Raw genomic sequence first — 14,633 nt, 5'->3', positions numbered from 1 at the left:
CGAGCTGGGTCACTTCATCATCGCCACCAACAACCCGGACTACTACACACTGACCCGAGGTGTGGCCGGACTGCTCAGCGGTGGTCGTGGCTCAGGCAACCAGTACCCGGTGAGCATGGTGGCGGCGCTGTTGATGACCATCCCGACGGCCCTGGTGTTCATCGCCCTCCAGCGCTACTTCACCCAAGGCGCCAACGCCGGTGCCGAGAAGGGGTGAGGCGCGGTCACGCTAGGCTGCTCAGGTCTCGCGGGGACCCCGGCGCCCAGTCGAGCTCGAGGAGAAACGGTCTCCTCGGCACCGATGAACGGAGTATGCCGTGCGCCGTCCCGTCGTCCCCCTTCTCCTTCTCGCCGTCTGCGCGACCGGGATGTCGGCCTGCAGTGACAGCGAGCTCAGGCAGGACCAGACCGCCGACGTGCTGCTCACCCAGGAGGAGTTCCCGCTCGAGGGGTTCACCCGCGGCGAGGTGACCGAGCGGGAGCCCACCGAGGACGGCGCGGAGTCGACGGCCTCGACGGACGACTCGCTGGCCGCCCTGATCGAGGGTCAGGACGTCCCCGACGCCTGCCGGGAGGCCCTCGAGGCGACCGGGCTGTCCGACGAAGGCGTCGTCGCCCAGTCGTCGGTGACCTTCAGCGGCGAGTCCTCCGGCCTGCTGCCCACGGAGGCCGAGCTGGTGGTGGCGACCACGGACGGCACCTCACCGCTGGACGCCCTGGCGACGGTCAACCAGGAGTGCGAGGAGCTGAGGCTGGAGGAGTCCGGGGTCACCACCACCCTGGAGTTCACCGAGCTCGACAACCTGGACGGCACCAACATCGTCATCGCCTTCGGTGACCAGGAGCTGAGGCTCACCGTCGGCGGGCGCACGGAGGCAAGCACCCTGGTGGCAGTGTCCTCCACCGGGGTCGAGGAGGGCGACGTCGAGCAGATCGTGCAGACCCAGTTCGACAAGATCGACGCCGCCGACTGACCCGTCCGGCCCATCGGTGAAGGCCCAGGTCACGGTCCGGTCACGGCGTCTGGCGCGATCGCAGATCCTCACGTAACATTCTCAAAGACTTCGTGAACGTCCAAAAAGGGGAAAACTGAAATGAGCAACGATGGTCGCGCTCGTGACAGCGCGACGGGGGGCCGGCACCGCGTCCCGGCCAAGAGCCTGATCGACCCGACCCGCTTGAAGGTTGCCACCTCCTCCGTCGGGCTGGCGCTTGCCTTGTGCCTCACGCCCCTGTCTGCGTGGGCCCAGGAGGGCGGCGGCGAGGGCACCGGCAGCAGCTCGCAGGGGGACCAGGGCACCGGCTCCGAGGGTCAAGGCACTGACGAGTCCGGTCAGGGCTCGGGGGATGCCGGCGAGCAGAGCTCCGAGGGTTCCGGCTCCGAGGGCTCCTCCGGCGAGCAGACCGGGGAGGGGTCGGGCAAGAAGTCGGGCGGCAACGGGTACGGCGGTCGCGCCACCGGACCGTCCACCCCGGAGTGGCTGGCCCCGACGGCCGAGTTCCCGGTGCCCGAGGCGCCGGTCAACGAGAGCCTTCCGGAGGAGGTCGACGTCGTCGACCCCCTGCAGCGCAACATGCTGTGCGACCCGGTGGACAAGCCTGGGCTCGAGGCGTTCATGAATGTCATCGGCGAGCACTACGGCCGGCCGGGTCACTCGACGTCCCGCTCCTGCATCGAGCAGAGGTCCGAGCACTACGACGGCCGCGCCGTCGACTGGGCACTCAACGCCTCGGACCCGGCAGACCGCCGGATCGGCGACGCGGCGGTCAGGTGGTTGAGCGCCAACGACGGCGAGATGGCCAAGCGCTTCGGCATCCAGTCGATCATCTGGAACTCCCACTCCTGGCGGCCCAACGGCCAGGGGTGGCAGGGGTATGCCGGACAGTCGGCGCACACCGACCACGTCCACTTCTCCTTCACCTGGGACGGCGCGATGATGCGCACCTCGTGGTGGACCGGTGTCGCGCTCACCACCAACGACGTCGGCCCGTGTGCGACGGTGGCCGGCGCCTACGCCGCCATCCCGCAGGGCCCGCGCACCGAGCCGTGCGCGGCCGAGGGTGTGGTTGCCGAACCGAACGGTGGGTATGCCGACGTGCTGCCCGGCGGCACCGGTGCCGGTCTGGACATGATGCAGGCACGGCTGGAGGTGCCCCCGACCGGCGAGCTGGACGCGCCGACCCGCGAGGCGCTGCTGGTCTGGCAGACCAAGGCGGGAGTGCCGCAGACCGGCGTGTTGGACCAGCTGACCTACCTCGCCGCGCAGGGAGAGCCGCTGCCCGAGCTGCCGGCCGAGGCCCTGGCGGTGCCGGTGGCCGACGAGATGACCACCGTCTACACGCCATACCTGCGCAGCGTCCTGGCCGACGGGTCGACCGGACCCGCCGTCAAGATCTTGCAGCAGGCGCTCGGGCTGGAGGCCGACGGCGTCTTCGGACCCAAGACGGCGGCAGCAGTGCTGGACTTCACCACCGAGCACCCGCTGCTCACCGCGCAGGAGCAGACCGGCTCGGCCCTGTGGCGGGTGCTGGAGATGCAGGACTACCCGACGCTGCCCTACCGCGACCGGGTCCTGGAGGTCGGTGCCGAGGGGCCCGATGTGGCCACCCTGCAGGCACAGCTCGACCTCGAGGCCGATGGCATCTTCGGGCCGATGACCCAGCAGGCGGTGCTCGACGCCCAGGCAGAGGCAGGTCTGGAGCCCACCGGCGTCGTCGACGGCCCGACCTGGGCGGCCACCGACGAAGGGATCGCCGGCACCCCGCCGCCGCTGGCGCTCGATCTGCGTGCGGGCTACACGGTGCCGTGGACCGAGCGCGACTGAGCACGAGACCACCGATCGAGGACCGGGGCTGTTCACCGCGCCCGGCGTCGGTGGTCACGGCTAGGCTCTAGGGCATGGCTCGGCCCCATATCGCTGCCGTTATCGAGAACGCCTTCTTCGGCAGCATCGAGTCGGTGTTGCGCGCCCGCGGTTGGCGGGAGCGCATCATCGGCTACACCGGCTACGGCACCCCTGGCCAGGCCCGGATCATGGCCCGCGTGCTGCTCAGCCGCGAAGGCGAGGACTACGGCTGGTCGGCGCACGCCGAGCCAGGGACGACCCGGCAGGAGGTCGAGGAGGCCGACCTGCAGAAGCGGGGTTGGCGGGCGTTCCTGACCGCACCGGCCGCCAACACCGCAGTGCGGATCGAGCTCGGCGCGGCCACCCTGGTTGCCCGCACCGACCGCGGCGGCTACATCGACGTGGTGGTCTCGGGGCACGGGCTGTCGCCCGGCTGGCACAACGCCACGCTGACCGAGCTCAGCGGAGACACGGTCGAGACCAAGGTCCAGGTGGTCGATCCGCATACCCCGATCGGCGTGGTCAGCGACATCGATGACACGGTCATGATGACCCATCTGCCTCGCCCGATGATCGCGGCCTTCAACACCTTCGTGCGCTCGGAGCAGGCCCGCGAGGAGGTGCCCGGCATGGCGACGATGTATCGCTCGCTGCTGGACCAGCAGCCGGGGACGCCGATCTTTTACCTGTCCACCGGCGCTTGGAACACCGCGCCGACCCTGACCCGCTTCATGCGCCGCCACGGCTTCCCCGCGGGACCGCTGCTGCTCACCGACTGGGGGCCGACCAACACCGGGTGGTTCCGCAGCGGTCAGGAGCACAAGCGACAGCAGCTCGCCCGGCTCACGCAGGAGTACGCCGACACGCGGTGGATCCTGGTCGGCGACGACGGTCAGCACGACCCCGCGATCTACGGCGACTTCGCCGAGGCACACCCCGACCGGGTCGAGGTCATCGCCATCCGGCAGCTGACGCCGGGCCAGCAGGTGCTCTCACACGGGCTGCCGATCGCCACCGATGAGCTGCTCGGCAAGAGCTACGGCAGCACCCCGATGCTTCGTGCGCCGGACGGCTTCACGCTGCACACCCTGATCCAGAGTGCCCGTCAGCGGATGGGCCGGCTGCACCCCGCGTCGTGGGTGCCGACGGCCGACCGGGGCGCTTCGGAGTAGCCGTGCCCGAGCTGCCCGAGGTCCAGGCCCTGGTCGACTTCCTGGCCGAGCGGACGACCGGCCGGGTGGTCACCGACGTCGAGCTCGGCTCCATCGCCGTGCTCAAGACCTTCGACCCCGGCCCGGACACCCTGGTGGGCCGGCCGATCGACGCCGTGACCCGGCACGGCAAGTTCGTCGATCTCGACGTCGACGGCACGCACCTGGTCTTTCACCTGGCCCGCGCCGGGTGGCTGCGCTGGTCCGACGCGCTGTCGACGACCCGGGTGCGGCCGGGCAAGTCGCCCATCGCGTTGCGGGTCCGCCTCGACGACGGGTCTGGTTTCGACCTCACCGAGGCCGGCACCCGCAAGGGGCTCGCCACGTATGTCGTGGGTCAGGCCGGCGAGGTTCCCGGGGTCGCGAGCCTGGGTCCGGATCCGCTCAGCGACGGCTTCACCCGGGAGTCGCTGGGCCAGATCCTCGCCGGCCGGCGCACCCAGATCAAGGGGGTGCTGCGCGACCAGAGTGTCATCGCCGGCGTCGGCAACGCCTACTCCGACGAGATCCTGCACGCTGCCCGGCTCTCGCCCTACACGCTGGCCGCCAACCTGAGCACCGAGCAGGTCGACACCCTGTATGCCGAGCTGCGCCGGGTGCTGATCGGGGCCGTGGGGGTGGCCAGCGGCAAGCCGGCCAAGGAGCTCAAAGACGCCAAGCGGGCCGGGATGTCGGTGCACGGTCGCGCCGGCCAGCCCTGCCCCGTGTGCGGCGACACCGTGCGCGAGGTGTCCTTCGCCGACACGGCGTTGCAGTACTGCCCCACCTGTCAGACCGGCGGCAAGCCCCTCGCGGACCGGCGGATGTCGCGGCTGCTCAAGTAGTCGACAGGCTGTGTATCTGGTGCGTGGGCGGGTGAGCCCTCGTCGAGGGATCAGCGCCCGTTTCCGCCTCGCGGCTCCGGCTTTCGTTCTGTGGCGATCACTGCGAGGATCACCGCATGAGTGAATCCACTGGCTCCGACTCCGAGCAGCCCGACGTCCCCACGATCGACGTCTCCGAGGTGGCCGACGACGCCACGATCCTGGACGTCCGCGAGTCCGACGAGTGGCAGGCAGGGCACGCGCCCGGCGCCGTCCTCTCCCCGCTGGCCAACCTACCCACCAGCCTGGGCAACGTCCCACACGGTGAGCAGATCCCGGTGATCTGCCGCAGCGGTGGTCGCTCCAGCAAGGCGGTGGAGTGGCTACAGCGCGAGGGCTTCGACGCTGTCAACGTCGACGGTGGCATGCGCGCCTGGGCGAAGGCCGACAAGCCGATGGTCTCCGAGAACGACAAAGAGCCCCAGGTCATCTGAGCTCGCCGTCGGCTGGATCGGTCAGGTGCGCGATTTGGCCGACGGGGTTGCGTGGGGACGGGCGGCTGGATCGGTCAGGTGCGTGATCTGGCCGTCGTGGCTCACGTGATCTGCGTCCGCCGAGGCGTCGCTCAGCCTGAGTTGCCCGGCGCCTCGGTCGCGGTGGTGCGTGGGCGTTCGGGTGTGCGGCTCAGCTGCCACATCAACGCCGCGAGCACCAGCACCAGCAGCACCAGCAGGATCGACCCGGCGTTGAGCCCGAAGCCGTTGATCCACACGAAGGCGATGGCGCCAGCGGCCAGACAGTAGTAGACGGTCGGGATGATCGTCTTGCGGATCAGGTCGCCCTCACGACCCAGCAGGCCGACGGTGGCCGAGGCCGCCACGACGTTGTGGATGGTGATCATGTTGCCGGCCGCCCCGCCGACCGCCTGGGTGGCCACGACCACCTCGGGGCTGGCGCCGATCTGCTCGGCGGTGGAGAACTGGAACAGCGAGAAGGTCAGGTTGCTGACCGTGTTGCTGCCGGCGACGAAGGCACCGAGAGCGCCGATCCACGGTGCGGCGATCGGCCAGCCACCGCCGGCGAGGCTGGAGGCGCCTTCAGCCAGCGTGAGTGGCATACTCGAGAATCCCGAGTCGTTGAAGTCGACGCCGGAGTTGATGAACACCCGCACCAGGGGGAGCGCGAAGAGCAGCGCTACGCCCGCTCCGAGTAGTTGACCGCCGGCGACCTTCCAGGTCTCGGCGATCTTCGGCCCGCTCATCCGGTGCAGGCCGTAGGTCATGACGCACACCACGATGAACACGAAGCCGGGCAGGTAGAGCGGCTGGACCGTCTGGCTGATGCTGGTGCCGAGGATGTTGTCGATGGGGATCGCGGTGGTCTCGGTGAGGAACGTGGTGACTGGCTCGACCACGCGGGTGAAGACCAGCAGCAGCGCCACCAGGGCGTAGGGCGTCCAGGCCAGCCAGATGGGCATCGCCTTGCCGCTCACTTCGTCGGTGTCCGGGGAGATGTTGCCCATCCATCGGGCGTCCCAGGTGTTGCGCGGGGCGAAGTCCCAGGTCTCCTTGGGCATCAGGAAGCCACGGCTGGAGGTGAACATCACGATGGCCAGACCGATGGCACCACCGAGCAGGGAGGGGAACTCCGGTCCGAGCAGGGCCGCGACCAGGACGTAGGGGACCGTCATCGCGAACGAGGCGAACAGTGCGAACTTCCAGACTTTGAGGCCGTCGGCGAAGCGCTTGTGCTCACCGAAGAAGCCGGTCAGCATGCAGGCGAGGAACAGCGGGATCAGAGTGCCGACCAGGGCGTGGATGATGGCCACGTTGAGCGCGATCCCCTCGACGTAGGCCGGGAAGGACACGCCGAGGAGCTCCACCCGCGCGTCGACCCCGGATCCGCCGGCCAGGCCCTGGGTGACGCCGACCAGCATCGGCGTGCCGACGGCGCCGAAGCTGACCGGGGTGCTCTGGATGATCAGGCCTACCATGACCGCGCCCATGGCCGGGAAGCCCAGCGCCAGCAGCAGCGGCGCGACCACGGCGGCCGGTGTCCCGAAGCCCGAGGCGCCCTCGATGAAGCTGCCGAACAGCCAGCCGATGATGATGGCCTGCACCCGACGGTCCGGGCTGATGGTGGTGAAGCCCGCTCGGATCGTGGACATCGCCCCGCTCTTGAACAGGGTCTCCAGCAGCAGCAGCGCGCCGAAGACGATGTAGAGCAGGGTGATCGCGATGATCAGTCCCTGGATGCTGGCGGCTGCGACGGCAACCGGCGTCATGTCCCAGACGAGCAGGGCCACCAGCACCACCACCACGAAGCCGACCGGCATGGCCGTCTTGGCCGGCCAGCGCAGCCCGACCAGCAGGATGCCCACGACGATGATGGGGGACAGGGCGAAGAAGCTGAGAGCTGCAAGACTGTCCATCGGTCCAATACCTCTTCCGTAGAGCCTGGGCGTGGATATTACTGCTGGTGGTGGATGGGGTCCACCCCTCGGATGGAGGCATCCACGAGCTGGATCGGGTGGAACAACAGGACCCCCTCATCGAGGTAGCGCCGGATCTGCAGCAGGCAGCCGGCGTTGGAGGTGACCACCGCGTCGGGTTTGGTGGAGGCGATGTGCTCGACCTTGCGGCGGCCGAGGCGCTCCGCGGGCTCGGGCTGGACCAGGTTGTAGATCCCCGCCGAGCCACAGCAGATCTCGGGCTCCGGGATGTCAGTCACCCTCAGCTGCGGGATCTCGCCGAGGACGGCTCGCGGCTCGTGCACGATCCCCTGCGCGTGCCGCAGGTGGCAGGCGTCGTGGTAGGCGACCCGCGCGTCGATCGGGTGTCGCTGCGCCCGCGGCCCCAGCTGTGCCAGCAGCTCGCTGATGTCGCGGACCTTGCCGGCGAAGGTCGCGGCGCGATCGGCGTATGCCGGGTCGTCCCGCAGCAGCACGGCATACTCCTTCATCGCCGACCCGCAACCGGCCACGTTGGAGACCACGTAGTCCACGCCGCTGGCCTCGAAGGTGTCGATCAGCCGCCGCGCCCGCACGATGGCCTCCTCCTCCCGCCCGGCGTGACTGGACAGCGCGCCGCAGCATCGCTGCTCCCTGGGTGCCACGACGTCGCAGCCCTCGGCCGCCAGCACCCGGGTCGCCGCCGCGTTGACGTCGCCGAAGAAGACCCGTTGCACACACCCCGAGAGCATCCCGACCCGGGCCCGGCGCACGCCGATCGCGGGGGTGAAGGCGGGCTGGCGGGCCACCACACTGCGCATCGACAGCGACGGCAGCAGCGCCTCCATCGCCCTCAGCCGGGCCGGCAGCCGAGCGGCCAGACCGCTGCGCTTCAGCAGCCTGCTCATCCCCAGGCGTTGGTAGATCGTGCCGAAGAACGCCGCCGGTCGCAGTCGGGCGGGGTAGGGGAACAGGCTGAAGATCAGCGTCCGGAACAGCCGGTCGGCCGGCGTGCGCGCCCAGTTGCGCTCGATCTGGGGGCGCACCGCCTCGATCAGCTGGTCGTACTTGACTCCCGACGGGCACGCGGTGACGCACGCCATGCACCCCAGGCAGGCGTCGAAGTTGCCGACGAACTCCTCGTCCATGGGCACCTCGCCGGCGTTGCCCATCTTCATCAGGTAGATCCGCCCGCGCGGGCTGTTGGTCTCGTTGCCCTCCAGCAGGTAGGTCGGGCAGGTCGGCAGGCAGAAGCCGCAGTGCACGCAGTCGTCGATCAGCTCGCCGCTGGGCTTGCGGAGCTCGTCAAAGACGCTGAACGAGCCGGCGGAAGGGTCCTCGCCCGTCTCGGCCCGGGCCTGGCTCAACCCCTCGGTCATCGCGCCGCTGCCGCGCCCACCACTGGTGTGGGCCTGTGGTGCCCTGTCCTGCTCGGTCTGCTGGTCGCTCACGTCGGCTCCTGTCCGTCTGCGGTGGGGCAAAGTCGGGTATGCGGTGTCAGTACCAGCCGCGGAAGCGTCCGGGGGCGAACCGGCCGGTGGGGTCGAAGGCCGCCTTGACCCGGCCCAGCAGCGGCGCTGTCGAGGGTGGCGGACCGAGCGCGTCGACCACGTCGTCCAGCTCTCGGGGACGCTGCCGCAGCAGCACGCTCGCACCCCGGCCCAGGGCGTGCGCACGCACGCCGGTCACCCACGGGGCCTGAGCCTGCGGGTCGCCCGCGACGCGCAAGGTGTGCATGCCCAGGGCGGCGCTCGAGGCGATCTGCAGGTCCAGCGACGACTGCTCGGCCAGCCGGTATGCGGTGTCGGCCAGGTCGGCCAGGTCACTGGGCAGGCCGCAGACACGCAGCACGGTCTCCTCGGCAGATCCCACCACCGCATCCGCCTGGCCTCTCCAGGCAGCGGTCGCGGCCGTTTCGTCCAAGGGCGCGGCTCGCACCCCCGACTCGGCGAGCAGCGACACGACGCGTGCGGCGGCGGACTCGGCATACTCCGGGCTGCCGTCGACCCGCACGAACAGCCGTCCGGCGTCGTCGGACCCCACGCGTGCGGAGGTCCATTCCACGGCGACCGGCTCCAGCGGGCCTGCCATCAGCGCCAGGGCCGCGGCCGTGGCCTGCCGGGCATCGGCTCCGCCGGACACGGTCAGCGACGACGGGGGCCGGGGGTGCAGGCGCATGACGACCTCGGCGACCAGCGCGAGGGAGCCCAGTGACCCGTGCATCAGCTTGGCCAGGTCGTAGCCCGCGACGTTCTTGATGACGTGGCCGCCGGAGCGGGCGATCGTGCCGTCCGCCAGGACCAGGGTGACCCCGATGACCAGGTCGCGGATGCCGCCGTAGCGCAACCGGGACGGGCCGGAGTCCCCGGCCGCCAGCAGCCCACCGATCGTCGCTCCGTGACCGGCGGTGGGTGGGTCGAGCGCCAGCCACTGCCCGTCTTGCGCCAGGTGCTGCTGCAGCGACTCCAGCGTGGTGCCCGCGCGGACCGAGGCGGTCATGTCGGCGGGGTTGTGGGTCAGCACGCCGTGCAGCTCGGTGGTGTCCAGCACGAGGTCGGGGTCGGGCACCCGCCCGGCCCAGTCGAGCTTGGTGCCACCGCCCCGCACGAGGACCGAGCCACCGGTCCGCCGGAGCAGCTCGGCGGTCTCGGCGAGCGAGGCCGGGCGCTCCACCCGGTCGCCCTCGGCGTCGGCGTGCTGCAGGGTGTCGCCCGCAGAGGTGTCCATGGTGCTCACATCCGCTCGATCACGCCGGCCGCCTCCAGCGGATGCACCCGGTAGGGACCGGGGCGCTCACCGCAGAGCCGAGGCGTGGGGAAGATCTTGCCGGGGTTGCTGATGCCGTCGGGGTCGAAGGCCGAGCGCAGCCGCAGCATGGTGGCCAGGTCGTCCTCGGAGAACATCTTGGGCATCGAGCAGGCCTTGTCGGTGCCGACCCCGTGCTCGCCGGTGATCGAGCCGCCCATCTCGACGCACAGCTCGGCGATGGCGGTCGACAGGTGCTCCCCCCGCTCGGACTCACCGGGTGCGGCGCTGTCGTAGAGCACCAGGGGGTGCAGGTTGCCGTCGCCGGCGTGGAAGACGTTGGCCACCCGCAGCCCCGCCTCGTCGGCCATCTCCTGCATCCGGCCGAGCACCTCGCCGAGCCGGGTCCGCGGGATGACGCCGTCCTGCACGAAGTAGTCGGGGCTGATCCGCCCCATCGCGGCGAACGCGGCCTTGCGGCCCGTCCAGATCAGCGCTCGCTCGGCCGGGTCGTCGGCGACCCGGATGTGCGTGGTGCCGGCCTGCTGGCAGATGGCCTCCACCTGGGCGAAGCTCTCCGCGCACTCCGCCTCCGGACCGTCCAGCTCCACCACCAGGGCGGCCGCCGCGCCGAGGGAGTAGCCGGCGTGAACCGCCTGCTCACACGCCTCGATCGCCAGTGTGTCGAGCATCTCGACGGCCGCCGGGATGATGCCGGCGGCGATGATGCCGCTGACTGCCTCTCCGGCGGCCTCGGCCGTGTCGAAGTCCGCCACCAGGGTGTGCACCGTCTCGGGCGTGCGCAACAGTCGCACGGTGATCTCGGTGGCGATGGCCAGGGTGCCCTCGGAGCCGATCACCGCGCCGCGCAGGTCGGGCCCCACGCCCTCGAGCCCGGCACCGCCCACCTGCACGACTGATCCGTCGGGCAGCACCAGGGTCATCGCGTAGACGTGGTTGGTGGTGAAGCCGTACTTCAGACAGTGCGCGCCCCCGGAGTTCTCGGCGATGTTGCCGCTGATCGTGCACACGGTCTGGCTGGAGGGGTCGGGCGCGAAGTAGAGGTTGTGCGCGGCCACCGCCTTGGAGACGTCGGCGTTGGTCACTCCCGGCTGCACGGTCATCCGCTGGTTGGGCAGGTCGATGCCCAGCACGCTGCGCATCCGGGCCATCCCGATCACGATGCCGTCGGCGACCGGCAGCGCCCCACCGGAAAGGCCCGTGCCGGCCCCCCGTGCGACATACGGGATCTTGTCCTCGGCGCAGGCGGTGACCACTGCTGCCACCTGCTCTGTCGTCTCGGGCAGGACGACCAGGGCGGGCACGACGCGGTAGCCGGTGATGCCGTCGCACTCGTAGGTGCGGAGCCGGGTCAGGTCGGTGATCACCTGGTCAGGGCCCAACTGTTGCCGCATCGACTCGGCCAGCCGCGAGACGACGGGGTCACTGCCGGTGTCAGCCGGAGCAGGGAGCGCCATGGCCCCTCCTCCCTTCCGTAGGGCGGCCGCTTGTGCCCTTTCTACACCCTGTGCGGTCGTCCTGTCGTCAGCCAGACCTGCGGGTATGCCGACGGCGCGGTGGGGCAGGCGGCACCAGCTTGGTCGCGACGACCGAGCCCCGGGGCACCCGCACCACCCCGTGCTTGGTCTCGATGTCCAGGCCACCCTCGTCCTGCGCGACCAGGATGCCGAGAGCATCCGTCGCTCGTGCGCCGTCCTCGATCAGATAGCGCACCACCACGCGCCGGCCGATCGGCACACCGGGCACCCGGTCATCCGTCATACGCGGAGTCTATGGATCTGCGCGTCCTGCATCGGCTCCCTTCGCCCGGGCTCCTGTCCCTGAGCCGCACTCATGCACGATGTCGCACACTGGTGCCCTGCGCGCGCAAGGCACCAGTGTGCGCGAGAGGGCACCAGTCAACGCATCGAAGCAGGTGTGCGAAGGCGGCGGCAACTGGAGCGCGCACCGGCTCGATCGTGTTCTCTGCGCGCCTCTGCGCTCAAGGCTAGACAACGACATACAGTCCGATCGTGGACCCGATCAGGAACCCCTACGCCCCCGGCGCCGGGCAGCGCCCGCCCGAGCTCGCCGGGCGCGACGAGCAGCTCGCGGGCTTCCAGGTGGTGCTGGAGCGCATCGCCCGCGGACGGCCGGAGCGGTCGATGATCCTGACCGGCCTGCGCGGGGTGGGCAAGACGGTGCTGCTCAACGCGATGCGCTCAACCGCGGTCCGGGGCAAGTGGGGCACCGGCAAGCTGGAGGCCCGCCCCGACCAGGCGCTGCGCCGCCCGATGGCGGCCGCGCTCCACATGGCGGTGCGCGAGCTGGGGCACCCGCGGGGGGAGGAGCTGGACCACGTGCTGGGCGTGATCAAGGCGTTCGCCCAGCGTGAGACGCCGGGCGCCAAGCTGCGCGAGCGGTGGAACCCCGGCATCGACGCCCCCGCCGTCGCGGGTCGGGCAGACTCGGGCGACATCGAGATCGACCTGGTCGAGCTGCTGACCGACGTGGGCGGGCTGGCCGCCGACGTCGGCAAGGGGGTCGCAGTCTTCATCGACGAGATGCAGGACCTGGGGCCGCAGGACGTCTCGGCGCTGTGCGCGGCGTGCCACGAGCTGGGTCAGGCCGGGCTGCCTTTGGTCGTGGTCGGAGCGGGGCTGCCACACCTGCCGGCGGTGCTGTCAGCGAGCAAGTCCTACTCCGAGCGGCTGTTCCGCTACTCCCGCATCGACCGGTTGGACCCCGAGCAGGCCGCCCGGGCGCTGCGCACTCCGGCGCAGGAGGAGGACGCCGACTTCACGGACGACGCGCTCGCCGCGATGTATGCCGCGACCGGCGGCTACCCCTACTTCATCCAGGCCTACGGCAAGGCTGTCTGGGACCTGGCGCCCGGGTCTCCGATCGGCGTCGAGGACGTGCGGGTGGGCGCCCCGGAGGCCGAGGCCGAGCTAGCCGTCGGGTTCTTCGGGTCACGCTACGAGCGGGCGACGCCGGGTGAGCGGGAGTACCTGCAGGCGATGGCCGACCTGGGTGCGCAGCCCACGGGCGAGGCCGCGCAGGAAGAGGCGGAGTCGGTGCCCACCTCGGCGCTCGCGGCACATCTGGACCGCAAGCCGCAGTCGCTGTCGCCGGCCCGCGACGCGCTGCTGAAGAAGGGGCTGATCTACTCGGGGGAGCGGGGCCGGATCGCGTTCACCGTGCCGCACTTCGGTCGCTACCTGCGCGCCCACACCTGATCGCGGACATCCCGGCCGTGGTCGGCTGATCGCGGCATGCGAGCGGCAGCGGATGCACCGCGGTTTGCCCGGACGGGGTGCCTTTGCTGCCGCTCGCGCAACGGCGCAACGGCGCAGAGGGTGGTCGCGGTGGATCGCGCTGATGGCGCTGAGGGAGCTTAAATCTCTAAAGAACTCTAAAACCAGGTACATGGACAGCACGCAGAAGCCGTTCCGGGCGGTCACCGAGGAGGAGCTTCCGCACGCCATCACGGGAAAGCGCATAGCCTGGTGGGTGATGGACAACGGGGATCCCGGACAGAGGCTGGCGGCGGAGCAACGGGCGCGCGTGCTCATCGACCGCCAGCTCGTTGCCGCGGGCTGGGCGGTGCAGGTCAGACAGGACCTCAACCTCTTCGCCGCCCAGGGTGTGGCTTGCCGGGAGGTGACCATGAAGTCCGGGCACGGACGCGCCGACTACCTACTTTATGTGGGTCTCCCGGCATAGATGTGGGTCAGGCCGGTCTGGGGTCGTGGGGTAGATGGAGTCTGATTGGGCCGCAAGAGAGCATGACCAGGGCCAGTGCTGCGCGTGCGGAGTGGAAGCCGTAGGCGCGGCGGATGATCAAGCGGACGTGGTTATTCAGGCCCTCGGCCCTGGCGTTGTTGATGCCTAGGCGCACCGCGGCGAGGATGCCGTCGCGGTGCTTGCGGATGGTCTTGGCGACCTTGACGAAAGCCGGAAGTCGGGACCTGCTGGCCTTGGCGCACCATCGGTCCAAGACGGTTGCGGTCTGTTGCTCGTCGAGGTCGCCCGAGAATATGGCGCGGAAGGCATCTTTGAGGCTGTATGCCCGCCAGAACGCCCCGCCACGGCGGCGGAGCTTGCGCAGGGTGGACTGCTGGTCCTCGCTCAGGTTCTCGGGGCGTTTGAGCAGCACCCAACGGGCGCCCTTGAATGTCTTGGCCGCGCCCTGGTCCGGCAGGGCTCTCAGTTCGTTCCAGGCCTTGCGACGTTCCACGTCCAGGGCCTCGGTCACCAGGGCGACAGCGTGGAACGGGTCGATGCAGCGCACCGCGTTGGTCGCGTGCTGGCTGGTGCTCTTGTTGAACGCGGCACCCATGTCCATGCTGACCGCCTGCAACTGGTCGGCGCGCTGCGCACCGAGCTCGGCGAAGAAGCGATCCATCGTGGCGGCGTCCTTGCCTTCGGCGCCCCACACGATCTTCTTGCTGGTGTGATCGGTGATCAACGTCAGGTAGTGGTGGTGGCGTTTCCAGCTCACCTCATCGACGCCGATCGAGACCAACCCGTCAAGGCGGCCTGGGTCCAGCCCGTCAGCGACCACCCGTTCACAGAT

The 14,633-nt window shown here is 70.2% G+C and carries 13 protein-coding genes and 1 pseudogene; 8 read left to right on the top strand and 6 right to left on the bottom strand.

Going from position 1 to position 14,633, the window contains the following annotated elements:
- The 6 genes and pseudogenes from ACR2FV_RS02210 to ACR2FV_RS02185 form a co-directional block, all read left to right on the top strand.
- Positions 1-217: pseudogene (locus ACR2FV_RS02210) on the top strand (carbohydrate ABC transporter permease); the annotation flags it as partial.
- 100 nt (positions 218-317) lie between these two features.
- Entirely contained in the window at positions 318-974 is a 657-nt protein-coding gene (locus ACR2FV_RS02205) for a hypothetical protein (RefSeq protein ID WP_434014089.1), read from the top strand.
- Positions 975-1,094: 120 nt separating this feature from the next.
- Entirely contained in the window at positions 1,095-2,825 is a 1,731-nt protein-coding gene (locus ACR2FV_RS02200) for a peptidoglycan-binding domain-containing protein (protein WP_434014088.1), read from the top strand.
- Positions 2,826-2,899: 74 nt separating this feature from the next.
- The gene (locus ACR2FV_RS02195; protein ID WP_434014087.1) at positions 2,900-4,018 is read left to right on the top strand and encodes an App1 family protein; all 1,119 of its coding nucleotides are present in this window, start codon (positions 2,900-2,902) and stop codon (positions 4,016-4,018) included.
- A 2-nt stretch (positions 4,019-4,020) separates the two neighbouring features.
- Entirely contained in the window at positions 4,021-4,881 is an 861-nt protein-coding gene (locus ACR2FV_RS02190) for an Fpg/Nei family DNA glycosylase (protein WP_434014086.1), read from the top strand.
- Between the two features lie 116 nt (positions 4,882-4,997).
- Complete coding sequence (locus ACR2FV_RS02185; RefSeq protein ID WP_434014085.1) at positions 4,998-5,354, top strand: rhodanese-like domain-containing protein; 357 nt, start codon at positions 4,998-5,000, stop codon at positions 5,352-5,354.
- A gap of 131 nt (positions 5,355-5,485) precedes the next feature.
- Here the strand turns inward: ACR2FV_RS02185 and ACR2FV_RS02180 are convergent, their stop codons facing one another.
- From ACR2FV_RS02180 to ACR2FV_RS02160, 5 genes are all read right to left on the bottom strand, one after another.
- A complete protein-coding gene (locus tag ACR2FV_RS02180; protein WP_434014084.1) occupies positions 5,486-7,291 on the bottom strand; it encodes an L-lactate permease in 1,806 nt (601 codons plus the stop codon).
- Between the two features lie 38 nt (positions 7,292-7,329).
- A complete protein-coding gene (locus tag ACR2FV_RS02175; protein WP_434014083.1) occupies positions 7,330-8,760 on the bottom strand; it encodes a (Fe-S)-binding protein in 1,431 nt (476 codons plus the stop codon).
- Positions 8,761-8,806: 46 nt separating this feature from the next.
- A complete protein-coding gene (locus tag ACR2FV_RS02170; RefSeq protein ID WP_434014082.1) occupies positions 8,807-10,036 on the bottom strand; it encodes an FAD-binding oxidoreductase in 1,230 nt (409 codons plus the stop codon).
- A 5-nt stretch (positions 10,037-10,041) separates the two neighbouring features.
- Positions 10,042-11,532, bottom strand: a complete 1,491-nt coding sequence (locus ACR2FV_RS02165; RefSeq protein WP_434014081.1) for an FAD-linked oxidase C-terminal domain-containing protein — start codon at positions 11,530-11,532, stop codon at positions 10,042-10,044.
- Between the two features lie 67 nt (positions 11,533-11,599).
- Entirely contained in the window at positions 11,600-11,836 is a 237-nt protein-coding gene (locus ACR2FV_RS02160) for a hypothetical protein (protein ID WP_434014080.1), read from the bottom strand.
- A gap of 251 nt (positions 11,837-12,087) precedes the next feature.
- Here ACR2FV_RS02160 and ACR2FV_RS02155 point away from each other — a divergent pair, with 251 nt between their 5' ends.
- On the top strand, positions 12,088-13,293 hold the full coding sequence (locus tag ACR2FV_RS02155; RefSeq protein WP_434014079.1) for an AAA family ATPase: 1,206 nt from the start codon (positions 12,088-12,090) through the stop codon (positions 13,291-13,293).
- 190 nt (positions 13,294-13,483) lie between these two features.
- Positions 13,484-13,780, top strand: a complete 297-nt coding sequence (locus ACR2FV_RS02150; RefSeq protein ID WP_434014078.1) for a hypothetical protein — start codon at positions 13,484-13,486, stop codon at positions 13,778-13,780.
- Positions 13,781-13,787: 7 nt separating this feature from the next.
- Here ACR2FV_RS02150 and ACR2FV_RS02145 read toward each other — a convergent pair.
- Positions 13,788-14,633 (bottom strand): ISL3 family transposase (locus ACR2FV_RS02145; RefSeq protein WP_434014077.1); only part of this gene is annotated, 846 nt, incomplete at its 5' end.

The organism is Ornithinimicrobium sp., assembly GCF_051004135.1.
Lineage (GTDB): Bacteria > Actinomycetota > Actinomycetes > Actinomycetales > Dermatophilaceae > Ornithinicoccus.
Note: the sequence above shows the minus strand (reverse complement) of the source record. Positions and strands in the feature narration are given on the sequence as shown.

Excerpts from the sequence above, each read along its gene's own strand:
- ACR2FV_RS02180 (WP_434014084.1), bottom strand. The coding sequence starts at position 7,291 with ATGGACAGTCTTGCAGCTCTCAGCTTCTTCGCCCTGTCCCCCATCATC.
- ACR2FV_RS02160 (WP_434014080.1), bottom strand. The coding sequence starts at position 11,836 with ATGACGGATGACCGGGTGCCCGGTGTGCCGATCGGCCGGCGCGTGGTG.
- ACR2FV_RS02185 (WP_434014085.1), top strand. The coding sequence starts at position 4,998 with ATGAGTGAATCCACTGGCTCCGACTCCGAGCAGCCCGACGTCCCCACG.
- ACR2FV_RS02165 (WP_434014081.1), bottom strand. The coding sequence starts at position 11,532 with ATGGCGCTCCCTGCTCCGGCTGACACCGGCAGTGACCCCGTCGTCTCG.
- ACR2FV_RS02200 (WP_434014088.1), top strand. The coding sequence starts at position 1,095 with ATGAGCAACGATGGTCGCGCTCGTGACAGCGCGACGGGGGGCCGGCAC.
- ACR2FV_RS02150 (WP_434014078.1), top strand. The coding sequence starts at position 13,484 with ATGGACAGCACGCAGAAGCCGTTCCGGGCGGTCACCGAGGAGGAGCTT.
- ACR2FV_RS02195 (WP_434014087.1), top strand. The coding sequence starts at position 2,900 with ATGGCTCGGCCCCATATCGCTGCCGTTATCGAGAACGCCTTCTTCGGC.
- ACR2FV_RS02170 (WP_434014082.1), bottom strand. The coding sequence starts at position 10,036 with ATGGACACCTCTGCGGGCGACACCCTGCAGCACGCCGACGCCGAGGGC.